The sequence below is a fragment of the Corynebacterium sp. HMSC063A05 genome, assembly GCF_001809695.1.
GTDB lineage: Bacteria > Actinomycetota > Actinomycetes > Mycobacteriales > Mycobacteriaceae > Corynebacterium > Corynebacterium amycolatum.
Genome location: NZ_KV798510.1, coordinates 221,073 through 233,163 on the forward strand (window position 1 = coordinate 221,073; position 12,091 = coordinate 233,163).

At 56.8% G+C, this 12,091-nt stretch carries 10 protein-coding genes and 1 tRNA gene; 4 read left to right on the forward strand and 7 right to left on the reverse strand.

Features of this window, described 5'->3' with window-relative positions; all coding sequences use genetic code 11:
- Positions 1-273 precede the first annotated feature (273 nt).
- The 5 genes from HMPREF2651_RS09745 to HMPREF2651_RS09765 form a co-directional block, all read right to left on the reverse strand.
- Entirely contained in the window at positions 274-1,497 is a 1,224-nt protein-coding gene (locus HMPREF2651_RS09745; protein WP_038625992.1) for a DUF4032 domain-containing protein, read from the reverse strand.
- Positions 1,498-1,558: 61 nt separating this feature from the next.
- Positions 1,559-2,695, reverse strand: a complete 1,137-nt coding sequence (locus HMPREF2651_RS09750; protein WP_038625994.1) for an ABC transporter ATP-binding protein — start codon at positions 2,693-2,695, stop codon at positions 1,559-1,561.
- Between the two features lie 97 nt (positions 2,696-2,792).
- The gene (locus HMPREF2651_RS09755) at positions 2,793-4,067 is read right to left on the reverse strand and encodes a PhoH family protein (RefSeq protein WP_038625995.1); all 1,275 of its coding nucleotides are present in this window, start codon (positions 4,065-4,067) and stop codon (positions 2,793-2,795) included.
- 181 nt (positions 4,068-4,248) lie between these two features.
- On the reverse strand, positions 4,249-5,685 hold the full coding sequence (locus HMPREF2651_RS09760) for an FtsX-like permease family protein (RefSeq protein ID WP_038625997.1): 1,437 nt from the start codon (positions 5,683-5,685) through the stop codon (positions 4,249-4,251).
- Positions 5,682-6,398: an ABC transporter ATP-binding protein gene (locus tag HMPREF2651_RS09765; RefSeq protein ID WP_038625999.1), complete on the reverse strand. Its 717-nt coding sequence runs from the start codon at positions 6,396-6,398 to the stop codon at positions 5,682-5,684. Before HMPREF2651_RS09765 ends, HMPREF2651_RS09760 begins: the two co-directional genes overlap by 4 nt.
- 126 nt (positions 6,399-6,524) lie before the next feature.
- Between HMPREF2651_RS09765 and HMPREF2651_RS09770 the strand changes: the two genes are divergently transcribed.
- The 3 genes from HMPREF2651_RS09770 (at position 6,525) to HMPREF2651_RS09780 (ending at position 9,683) form a co-directional block, all read left to right on the forward strand.
- On the forward strand, positions 6,525-7,319 hold the full coding sequence (locus HMPREF2651_RS09770; RefSeq protein ID WP_080972896.1) for a sensor histidine kinase: 795 nt from the start codon (positions 6,525-6,527) through the stop codon (positions 7,317-7,319).
- The gene (locus HMPREF2651_RS09775) at positions 7,316-8,041 is read left to right on the forward strand and encodes a LuxR C-terminal-related transcriptional regulator (protein ID WP_049181670.1); all 726 of its coding nucleotides are present in this window, start codon (positions 7,316-7,318) and stop codon (positions 8,039-8,041) included. Before HMPREF2651_RS09770 ends, HMPREF2651_RS09775 begins: the two co-directional genes overlap by 4 nt.
- 121 nt (positions 8,042-8,162) lie before the next feature.
- Positions 8,163-9,683, forward strand: coding sequence for an acetaldehyde dehydrogenase ExaC (locus HMPREF2651_RS09780; RefSeq protein ID WP_049181669.1), 1,521 nt, complete (start codon positions 8,163-8,165; stop codon positions 9,681-9,683).
- A gap of 185 nt (positions 9,684-9,868) precedes the next feature.
- On the opposite strand, the gene HMPREF2651_RS09785 is transcribed toward HMPREF2651_RS09780, so the two are convergent.
- Positions 9,869-10,306, reverse strand: a complete 438-nt coding sequence (locus HMPREF2651_RS09785; RefSeq protein WP_038626008.1) for a hypothetical protein — start codon at positions 10,304-10,306, stop codon at positions 9,869-9,871.
- 294 nt (positions 10,307-10,600) lie between these two features.
- Here HMPREF2651_RS09785 and HMPREF2651_RS09790 point away from each other — a divergent pair, with 294 nt between their 5' ends.
- Positions 10,601-11,074 carry a hypothetical protein gene (locus HMPREF2651_RS09790; RefSeq protein ID WP_049181661.1) on the forward strand — a complete coding sequence of 158 codons (474 nt, stop codon included), beginning with the start codon at positions 10,601-10,603 and terminating at the stop codon, positions 11,072-11,074.
- A 744-nt stretch (positions 11,075-11,818) separates the two neighbouring features.
- Here the strand turns inward: HMPREF2651_RS09790 and HMPREF2651_RS09795 are convergent.
- A tRNA-Asn gene (locus HMPREF2651_RS09795) sits at positions 11,819-11,893 on the reverse strand.
- Positions 11,894-12,091 lie beyond the last annotated feature (198 nt).

Below are 12,091 nucleotides of genomic sequence, written 5' to 3' on the forward strand. Positions count from 1 at the left end.
AGCTGTGAACAAATGCAAAGGAGAAAAATAGTAAAAGCTCTCGAAAACACACCTAGAATTAGAGCTGTTCTCGAGCTGTTTTCACTGAACAGAGCCATCTACCGACACCAAAGCAAGCACCTGGCCGCGACAATCACACACAGACCCGACAACCACCCGACCGCCAAAAGTACCCCTGTTTGGCCTGTATGTATATTTTTATATACATTCTGGTAGGTCGTTTGGTTGTCACTTTTGAAATAATCGTACGCTCAACAGTCTGCTTTTAGAGAGCTACTCGACCTCATCGCTCGCCGGAAGATATACGGACTCGTCGCGATGCCCGGGCAACACTCGGGCCACGTAGCTCTGCACCGCTTCTTGAAGCGGCACATCCGCACGGCGTTTTTCCGCTATGTACCAGCGATGTTCCAAGACCTCGTGGAAAATCTGCGCATCCTGCAGCCTTCCACGCAGCCCCTCGGGCACAGCCAGGATTGTGGCCTCGAAAACTTCACGCAGCCATCGGTGCGCAACTTGCTCTAGCGGGATCCCTTCCAGACCTTCCGACAACCGAAAGGTCTGCATACTATTGAGCATCCTCCTCGCTTGCCCCTCTTGCACGTCCAATCCTGTCAGCCGCATCAGCTGCCGATGATGATGGCCTGCGTCAACCACCCGTGGTCGGAACACAACGCGGCCACCATCACTCGTGACTTTCAGCTCACCGACATCGAAACCGAGGTCATTGAGCCTGCGCATCCGCTCATCGACAAGCCAAGGCTCCTCAACACCGATGGATTCTTCCCCCGTCAGCTCTTGCCACAAATCTTCATAACGCTCAATAATGCGTCTACCCACCGCAATTACATCCATTTCAGGATCCAGGAATCCGCCGGCCTGCAGATCCATGAGCTCCCCGATGATATTGGTATGGGCAACGTCGACATCGTAGAGCCTGCGGGAATCTGAGAGCGTACCTTGCAAATCTCCCGTCTCCGCGTCGACAAGGTAGGCGGAAAAGGCATCTGCGTCACGACGAAACAGAGTGTTCGACAGCGACACGTCACCCCAGTAAAAACCAAGCAGATGCAGACGAACTAGCAGAACTGCTAAAGAGTCAATCAGGCGAACCACAGTTTCGCGGGTGACCTGTTGAGAAAAAACTGCACGATACGGCAGCGAATACTCGAGATGTTCTGTGACGAGTGCGGCAGTTAACGGTTCGCCATCTGCATCCTTACGGCCGGTAATTACCGCGAGCGGGCGAACCGATGGAGCACCTAGCCTGATCAGGTCACGCAACATTCGGTATTCATGATGAGCAGTGAACTCACCAATTTCTTTCACTGCAATGACGCGGTCGTCTAAGTTGACGAATCGGACAATGTGCCGGGAAATTCCCTGAGGTAGGGCGGCTAACAAATCATCTGGCCACTGTTCCAGAGGTATATGCCAAGGAAGGCGCAAAAGCTTCGAAGCCACCGTTGTCGCGGCTATTTTCATAGTTTCCGACACGGTGGCTCCTAAAACTGTCCTGCTGCCCTACCAGCTACTCATTTCATCTAAACGTAGGAGTTTAAGCTGGAAGGCGCATACCAGTCGACTTAGAGAACAGGTGCAGCATGCCCGGGCGAATCTTGCCGTAAACTACCGAGCCCAACTTCGGCGCGGTGCGCGGGGCGGTACGAATAACCACCTGACCGTGCTCCTCTTCGTCCGGATTAGAGGAGGATCCGGAACTCAGTGCTCCACCACCGACGAGGTCGCCATACATGAATGCATCGGAGCCCAATTCCTCGACCAAATTGACCTGCACCGGAATGACGTCATCGCCCGGCCCCTCGACCAGGTCAAATGCCTCCGGACGGAAGCCCACAATAATCTGGTTCTGATCCTCCGGCACGATTGCAGCAAGTGTCGCTTCCGGCAGCTTAATCTTGGCCTCACCCAACGTGGCGTAACCGTTCGAGACGTTGAACGTGCCCAGGTTCATCGCAGGTGAGCCAATGAAGCCTGCGACGAATTCGTTTGCCGGGGTTTCGTAGAGTTCACGCGGAGTACCGACCTGCTGCAGAACACCGAAGTTAATAACGGCGATGCGGTCGCCCATGGTCAGCGCCTCAGTCTGATCGTGGGTGACATACATCGTGGTCACGCCCATCCGACGCTGCATGGCCGCAATCTGTGTGCGGGTTTGAACACGCAGCTTCGCGTCCAGGTTCGACAACGGCTCGTCCATCAGGAACACCTGCGGCTTGCGCACAATCGCACGCCCCATTGCCACACGCTGACGCTGACCACCGGACAGAGCCTTAGGCTTGCGGTCCAGGAACTGAGTTAGATCCAGAGTCTTTGCAGCCTCTTCGACACGACGGTCAATCTCGTCCTTGTCCACACCAGCAATCTTGAGCGCGAAGCCCATGTTCTCGCGCACCGTCATATGCGGGTACAGTGCGTAGTTCTGGAAGACCATCGCAATATCGCGATCCTTGGGCGAGACATTGGTCACATCACGATCTCCAATGAAAATCTTGCCCTCATTGACTTCTTCCAGACCGGCAAGCATGCGCAGTGTTGTGGACTTACCACAACCGGAGGGGCCCACCAGAACCAGGAACTCACCATCGGCAATTTCCAAGTTGAACTTGTCCACAGAAGGCTTCGTCGCACCAGGGTAAATGCGAGTGGCATCAGAAAAAGTCACAGTAGCCATGTGAATGCAAACCTTTCATCGGCAGGTACGTGCCGAACGATCCGAGTGAAAGTAACCGCAGGAACAGCTCCTACGTATCTGCCTCATAAGCTTACTCTTAATCGAGCAGCCCCGTCACGAGCTCCGCAATCTTCGAGCGCTCCGAGCGCTTCAGCGTGATGTGTGCAAAAAGCTCATTACCCTTGAGTTTTTCAATCACCGCCTGTACACCGTCATGGCGGCCGACGCGCAGGTTGTCACGCTGCGCCACATCGTGCGTAAGGATGACCCGGGAATTGCTACCAAGACGCGACAGCACCGTCAGCAGTACGTTGCGCTCCAGCGACTGTGCCTCATCGACAATCACGAAGCTGTCATGCAGGCTACGACCGCGAATGTGAGTCAACGGCAGTACCTCTAGCATGTCGCGCGAGGCAATCTCATCCATGACGTTCTCCGAGACCAGCCCCTCCAGCGTGTCGTAAACAGCCTGCGCCCACGGGTTCATCTTTTCGTCCTCACTACCGGGCAGGTAACCAAGGTTCTGGCCACCGACCGCGTAGAGCGGACGAAACACCACGATTCGGCGATGCAGACCGCGCTCCAGCACCGACTCCAGACCCGCGCACAGCGCAAGCGCCGACTTACCCGTGCCGGCTCGGCCGCCGAGGGAAACAATCCCCACCGAGTCATCCAACAGCAGGTCGAGCGCCACACGCTGCTCCGCCGACCGCCCCTTCAGCCCAAACGCCTCCGTATCGCCCCGCACAAGCTTGACGACGCCCGGGGCGCTCACCCTTGCCAGCGCAGACTGGCTACCGGCGCTGAGCTGCACGCCGCAGTGCAGCGGCTGCTCCTGAACCTGCTCGAGCTCCAAAAAGCCATTGGCGAAGAGACGATCAATTTCCTCCGGGTCGACGTCCACTTCCACCATTCCCGAGTACCCAGTCAGTACGACGTCCTGGGCGCGGTAATCGTCGGCAGGCAATCCCACCGCCCCAGCCTTAACGCGAAGCGGAATGTCCTTGGTGACCAGCACGACATCATGGCCATCGTGCTGAAGGTTAAGGGCGCAAGCGAGAATGCGGTGATCATTTTCGGCGGTGCGGAAGCCTGCGGGGAGGATGGAAGGATCGGAGTGGTTGAGCTCAATATGCATAAACCCGCCAAGGTCATTGGCGGGCACAGGCCGGTCCAGGTGGCCGTAGCGGTAGCGCAGCTCTTCGAGGAAACGGAGCGCTTCTCGGGCGAACCACCCCAGCTCTGGGTGGTGGCGCTTGGCCTCCAACTCACTCACCACGACCAGCGGAAGCACAACTTGGTGCTCGTCGAACTTCTTGGTGGCGTGGGGATCGGACAGCAGGACCGAGGTATCAAGCACGTAGGTACGCATGCCCTCAGGCTAAAAGTCAGAGGTAGAAATTACGTGGTTGTGAGATGAATGCTTGGTTATCAGATGAACCACAGTTGGTTACGAGCTCTAATCCTCAAGTTGAACCCTAAGGAACTGGCCGAGCACCACTGCACGGCCACTCCACTGCCCTTTTAATGGCAACTAGTCGTTGCAATGGCGACTAGTCGTTGTGGCGAATCTGACGTCCCAGCAGCTTGCGGCGAAGTGGATCGACAGCCAAGGTCGCAGCGCCAACTGCCAAAACTCCCAAGACGTACGCCAGCGCAACAACAAGTGAGCGTTGCCCAAAAGTGATTTCGTTCGCGACCGGACCGAACATGAACGCCCCCAACAGCGCACCCATGACAAAGCCGAAGATGCTGGTCACAAGCATGGGGAAGAATGTCTGCTTAAAAGTGACCGTGCGGTGGAAGGTGATTGGAGTACCGATGAAGTCCAGCGCCTTTGTCAGCGATGCCTCTTCATAGACAGCTGAGGCCTGAGTCAGCACGGTCGATACCAGCAGCAGAATGAAGCCGATTACGAAGGTAATAGTCACACCTGTTGCAATATCGTGCGCGAATGTGGCGTCTGCGACTTCTTCAATCTTGTCTTCGCCAGGCACCATCATTGTGTAGCCAAGCAGCAGAGACAGGAAGGCCATGGAACTTACTCGACGCCACGATTCCTTAGCGTTAGTGGCTACTCGTCGCGTCGCCACAAAATCACTTGAAGTACCGAAGAAGCTGGAGATGCGGGCAACAAGCTGGATAAAGAAAGGCGCCACTAGGCCAATTGCCCAGACCATCAGGTACATCATCGCTGCGACACCAATTATGGTCGAGAGGGTTCCACCCGCGATATTGGAGTTGCCAACCACGTACAGCACACCCGCACCGATAACAGCGGCCACAATCATGCGCCATGCCTTCATCGACTTGGGCACTTCTTTACGGCTAACGCCAAGCGGTGAAATCATCACCCTACGCAAACCAACCACAGCCGCAAAGAGCGCGAGAAGCACCACGGCACCCCAGACGAGTGGGTAGCCCCACCAAGACAGCAGCATGTCCCAGGTATCCAGGTAGTCATTATCGAACTTGATCATCGCCCAGAATGGCGCGGTGGCAACCGACAAGAGCGTGCCCACCACAAGCCCAACAGCCGCCAACACGAGGGTTTCGATAATAACCATGCGTGTAACTGCCCTGTTAGACAGACCAATCAAGCGCAGAGTTGCCAGTCGCTGCTCCCGCCCTGCAGCGCCAAGCACCGCCGACTGTGCCACCAGCGAAACCATTGCCGGAATCACAAAAACACAGGCCACGAGTGCCAGCTGCAGGTACATCTCACCCTGACCTTGATTCATGTAATCCTCAGGCGTTGGGTTCGGCGGCAGCTTTGGCTCAGCCTGCCAACGGCGGTAAAACATGGCCGTGCCACCGACGACGACCAACGCCAACCAGGTACTCACGGTCATGGCCACCACGGACAATGCGGATAACCAGCCGTTTCCCGAATGGGATTCACGCCCGGCGCGCTGCAGCCGCGTGCTCAGGTCCGCTAGTGCGCCGGTAGGGATTCTTTGAGGTTTTGGTGCTTCAGTTACGGTGCTCACTTTGTAACCTCCGCTCCTGCCAGCAGGCGGTCGTCGTGAATCAGGCCATCGCGGATCTCCACACGTCGACGACACCAGTCGGCCACCCTCACATCGTGAGTAACCATCACCAAGGTCGTGCCGGTCTGCTCCACCAACGCAATCAGTTGCTGCATGACCTCATGACCTGTGGACTGGTCCAACGCGCCAGTCGGCTCATCAGCAAAGATGACACCTGGCTCACCGGCCATCGCGCGGGCAATGGCCACACGTTGCGCTTGACCGCCGGACATTTGTCCTGGGCGACGGCGCGTGAGGTCTTTTAGGCCCAGGCGGCTGAGTACATCGTCGGCAAGCGCGAGTGACGTTGAGCGCTTCCTGCCCTGCAGAATCATTGGCAAAGCGACGTTTTCCCTGGCAGTCAGCTCGGGCAGGAGCTGGCCGTCTTGGAAGACGAAGCCGAAGTCGTGCAGGCGGAGGGCGGAGCGGTCGGCGTCGGAAAGCGAATTGATCTTGGTGTCACCGAAGATGACGTCGCCGTCGTCCGGCAGCAACACGCCGGACATGCAGTGCAGCAACGTGGACTTACCAGAACCGGACGGTCCCATGACTGCAACGGTTTCGCCGGGCTCAATGGTCAGCGAAATGCCGGTGAGAACGGGAGCGGAATTGTAGGACTTAGTGATGTCACGAATACAAAGTCGTGCGTTTCTTGGGCTGTTGTTCTCTGTCATGACACTCATTTCACTCGCACGGAGGCGATTTCAACACCGTGCCCACTTTCCTTTTGCGGTAGTGCTAGGTCTACCATGCCGGAAATTAATTCCTCCGCACACAGAGCTTTCGTACCATAGGAAACTATGGAGCTGAAGGATTATTTCCGCAAATATATCGGCGCGAACCGCCGCGAAAAAGCGCATAAACGCAGCTACGAGGAATCCGCCGCCGCCCGCATCGCCGAACTTACCGCTTCACGACGAACAATTGCCGAAGCCTTTGAGATTGAACGTCGCCGCATTGAAAATGACCTCCACGACGGAGCTCAGCAATACATTGTTGCGGCTTCAATGAAATTAGGACTTGCGGAATTAGAGGCATCCAATACTGGCAATGAGGAACTAATGCAGCTCTTGGCGGAAACGCACGGCCATTTGGAGGATGGATTACGTGCTTTGCGACGAACGGTCCACGGAATTCACCCGCAGGTGTTGCGCGATCGCGGTCTGCAAGCGGCTGTTGAGGAAATTGCTGAAGGGTATGGCCCTCACGTTGTTGTGCACACTCCCTATCCCCTGCCGGAATTGGAGGAAAGCGTGCTCGCCGCGGCATATTTTTTCTGTGCAGAAGTACTGACTAATGCGGCGAAATATGCACCGAATGCCCCTGTTTCTGTGTTGCTCACCTCAGATCAAACACTGAATATTTCAATTACCGACCAAGGCCCCGGTGGTGCGAAGTTGGGGCGCGGATTGCGGGGCATGAAAGAGCGTCTAGCTACTTTCGACGGTGCGATGACCATGCACTCTCCCGAAGGCGGGCCAACGCAGGTAATAGCCAGAATTCCCTTGATGCTAAATCGCTGGGAATCGGGCATTGGAGAAATGGAAGGCGTGGATATGGAAAGCGTGGAGAAGAAAGGTGCGGAGAAAAAATGAAAATTGTCATTGCGGATGACTCGGCACTCCTGCGGGAGGGGGTCGCGGGGCTCGTCGAAAAGCGTGGACATGAAGTCATTGCGATGGTCGATACTGCCCACGGCCTGGTGGCGGACATCGATGACCGTTTTGATGACACGGGCGAGTTGCCAGATCTGGTGATTACCGATGTGCGCATGCCACCGAAGATGAGTGACGACGGCCTGCGGGCGGCGGTCGAGTTGCGCGAGCGTTATCCGCAGCTGAATGTGATGGTGTTGTCGCAGTATGTGGCGCCGGCGTATGCGCGTGAGTTGTTCTCGCCGGGCGGTGCTGGAGGTAGTGCTGGGGTTGGTACTGGGGTCGGCTCGAGTGGCAGCAGCTCGAGTGGCGGGACCGGGTATCTGCTCAAAGACCGCGTTGGCCAGGTGCTGGACTTCTTGGGTTCGCTCGAGGTCGTCGCAGGTGGTGGCGTGGTGATTGACCCTGATGTGGCGACGGCATTGATGCAGTCCGGCAAATCGGGGCTAGCCAGTTTAACGGCGCGCGAACGCGAAGTGCTCGAGCTGATGGCACGAGGCAAGTCCAATACGCAGATTGCCGATGACCTCGTGCTTTCCGGGGCGGCAGTGGCGAAACACGTGTCCAACATCTTTATGAAGCTGCATCTGGAGCCCGGCGAGGAAAACCGCCGTGTGCGAGCAATCTTGGAATTTCTCACGGCGACGTCGGGGCAGATTTAGGGTCGGCAGCAATCGCATCGCTCGCAAAGGCGATGAAAAAATAAGTGTTGCTAGTAGCACAAGTCACACTTTAAAGTTGGCTCGTACGTTTGTTGTTTTCCCACCGAAAGGACGTGTCTACATGACTGTTTATGCCAACCCCGGCACCCCCGATGCAATCTTCACGTACAAGGAGCAGTACGAGAATTTCATCGGCGGTAAGTGGACACCCCCAGTAGACGGGCAGTACATGGACAACTCCACCCCGATTACGGGCGAGGTTTTCTGCCGGGTACCGCGGTCTAACGAGAAAGACATTGAGCTCGCCCTCGACGCCGCACACAAAGCGAAGGACTCCTGGGCCGCGGTCCCTGCGGCCGAGCGGGCGCTGATCCTCCACCGCATCGCAGACCGCCTGGAGGAAAACCTTGAGAAGATTGCAGTCGCCGAGACCTGGGAGAACGGTAAGGCCATCCGCGAGACTCTCGCCGCTGACATCCCCCTCGCCATCGACCACTTCCGCTACTTCGCCGGCGCCACCCGCACGCAGGAAGGGCGCATCTCGCAAATCGACGACAACACGGTCGCCTACCACTTCCACGAGCCACTCGGCGTCGTCGGCCAGATCATCCCGTGGAACTTCCCCCTCCTGATGGCCGCGTGGAAAATCGCCCCGGCCCTGGCCGCCGGCAACTGCATCGTACTCAAGCCCGCAGAGCAGACCCCCGCGTCGATTCTCATGCTCACTGAGATCATCGCCGATCTGATTCCTGACGGCGTCCTCAACATTGTCAATGGCCTCGGCACCGAGGCTGGTGCTGCGCTGACTGCAAGCGACCGGATTTCCAAGATTGCGTTCACCGGATCGACTGCCGTGGGCCAGCTGATTAACAAGGCAGTGTCCGACAAGATTATTCCGATCACGCTGGAGCTCGGCGGCAAGTCCCCGTCCATATTCTTCCCCGATGTCATGGACGCCGACGACGCGTTCCGCGAAAAGTGCGTCGAGGGCCTGGCCATGTTCGCGTTGAACCAGGGCGAGGTCTGCACCTGCCCGTCGCGAGCCCTGGTTCACGAAGACATCGCTGATGAGTTCCTGAAGCTCGCGGTCGAGCGCGTCAAGCAGATTAAGACCGGCAACCCGCTAGATACGTCGGTGCAGATGGGCGCCCAGGCCTCCCAGGAGCAGCTGGACAAGATCTCCGGCTACTTGGAATCCGGACCGAAGGAGGGCGCCGAGGTCCTCACCGGTGGCAACGTCGCCAAGCCCGAAGGACTGGAGGGAGGATTCTACGTCGAGCCGACAATCTTTAAGGGCGACAACTCGATGCGCTTCTTCCGCGAGGAGATCTTCGGCCCGGTCCTGGCCGTAACAACCTTCAAGACCCTGGAAGAGGCTCTCGAAATTGCCAACGACACCATCTATGGCCTTGGCGCTGGCGTGTGGAGCCGCAACCAGAACAACGCCTACCGCGCTGCCCGCGGTATCCAGGCCGGTCGCGTATGGGTGAATAATTACCACAGCTACCCTGCTCACGCAGCCTTCGGCGGTTACAAGCAGTCCGGTATCGGCCGCGAGAATCACTTGATGATGCTCGAGCACTACCAGGAGACCAAGTGCATGCTCGTCTCTTACGACGAGAACCCGACTGGCCTGTTCTAAAAATCCGCTCCCTCTGGGCTGGGCAATCTTTCGATTCCGATTCACGTCCGATAAAGGTGTCGACAATTGCCTTGCCCGCCCCCAAAAAACGCCCTCCGCGCCTAGCCGGTTTCGATAGTCGGCCTTAACCTGACGCACCAGGCGCTGGCGACTCCAAATTTAGAGGCCTAGCTCACGGCCGCCAGCTAGGCCTCTCTTTCTTTCTTCACTTGCCGGTACCACCTACGCATCCGATTAATCGCGGCGCTGGCGGCCCATCCGCCGAGAAAAAGTAGCGGGATGTAGAAGAACACGACATAGGCGACGACCAGGCCGTCCTGACCATCGGGCGACGTGGTGAGAAATAGGAATACCAGATCGCCAAGCGCGGCAATTCCTGCGCCGGTAGCTGCTGGGACAATGCTCCGCGCGCTGGTCATCCCCCGGGCCGACGAACCATCACCGGCAAAAACAGCTATTGCTCCGACCAGCACTACTGAGACCAGCATGGACACGATCCACGACGCAATTCCTTCGTCGTAGGCGAGATTGGGCTCCGGCAAGATTAGCCCACTCAAAACACTCCACGCGACCGCGGCGAAAAAGGACGCCAGCAAGGGGCGGGTTATATTGTCGAGCCTCATGCGTCCCAGGTTACGTGAGGAGACCTGCAGCGTGACTGAGTCTCTCTCCCCCTCCAACGGAGAATCGAGTTACGCTCACAGGCGCAAAACCCTCCGAGCATAGAGTGGGCTAAGTAGAAAAACCGACAACCCGGAAACTTGCGGGCTGCAAATGTGAAACTGTGCGAGCTTATGACACTTTCAGGCAATTTTCCGGGCCATTTTTGACATAACCACAGTCAGTAACTCGGATCGGCCCAACGCCACCGGTCATAAACGTGGCCAGTAACTCGCATTGGGACTAAACGGAAAAAGGTGCCCACCGGCGAAACGCCGACCAGACACACTTTTTGCTACTTAACCCATATTTCGGTCCACGAAGATACCTACGCGCTGGAGAAGCTGGCCGAGGTCAAGTCAGCGCGCAACCTCACCATGATTCTGACTCCTGGTAACCACGATCAGATTCACCCCAAGTTCCAGCCTGCGGTGCAGATGGAATGGATGGGCGCCTTCCAGAATGTCTTTGACCTCATCAGCCTGAATCTCCAGATTAAACAGGGCAAGAAGGCCTATCTCTTCAACCACTACCCCACGCTGATGGATCGGACCGCGTCCAAGAATGCCGTCCGCTGGGCTCCGCACGCTAATCGTTGGACCGGCATCGTTCACGGTCACACGCATTCGTCCGTGACGCTCATGCCCGGCCACGTCAACGTCGCGCCCGAAGCCCACGACCTGCAGATTATCCACAGTTCGACACTCTGGGACCTCCTGGATCAGGTCTAACCTTTAGCTTTACGACGGTCCCCGCGCCCCAGCCCAACCGCGCCACCTGCGGCTTCGGCTGGGGAACTCATAGCGCCCACGTCTCTAAGTACTCAGGTACTGGCTAGCTCGGGCAGCTTTGTGCCCCCCCCCAAAAAAAATAGTGCTCCATCGCCTCCTATGCGCCTGTCCACTTATGGCTTAACTGTCCGCCTATGGCCCAAAAGTGACCTGTGGCGCAAATGTGTACATATGGTCGCGTACACAGAGCCAAACGTTACTGTCGAGCCATACGTCATCTTCGAGCCATACGTGGCGTGCTGCCGCGATGCCGTGATGGCTCCTCTTCACTTGTCATTGCGCTATTGGGATTCTAGAACCCCCGCATAAATGGCGAGTAAGTGGCAAGCTTTCGGCTCCAGCGCTCTGGCCCAAGACTCCAGCGACTTGTGGCCAAGGTATTCACCTATCGATGCGCTGGAGCGTGGCCATAAGTGAATACCTCATCGACATGTGAGAGACCCGGCCAATACCGTGCGCATAAGTGCCGAAAAACCATCGACAAGACCCCGAAACTTGGCCATAAGTGGCGGAATAGAAAATAGACCGCTCACTCCCACGGCCCAACCCCTCAATAACCAGCCGGGGCGCGTCGGGGAAAGACACGAATTTTGTCCTTTGGCCCGAATATTTAATGATTGTTTTAGTGGATTAACACTGCGAATAAAAAACCAGGCCAGAGAAAAACTCTCTGACCTGGCCTATTGGCTCCTCCAGCTGGACTCGAACCAGCAACCCTTCGATTAACAGTCGAATGCTCTGCCATTGAGCTATGGAGGAATACTCACCGCCAAGAACTAGCTAAACCATACTTCGGCCACACCGTTCCTTGCGACGGATAGATACTTTACCCAGACCCCTTGAAACTCACAAATCGCCAGGTCAGAGGTTCATTTAGGCATCTTATTCCCATCGGCCATGACATTGTTGTGAGTTCTTGAAACCACACAATCCGTGCAATCCACACAATCCACGCAA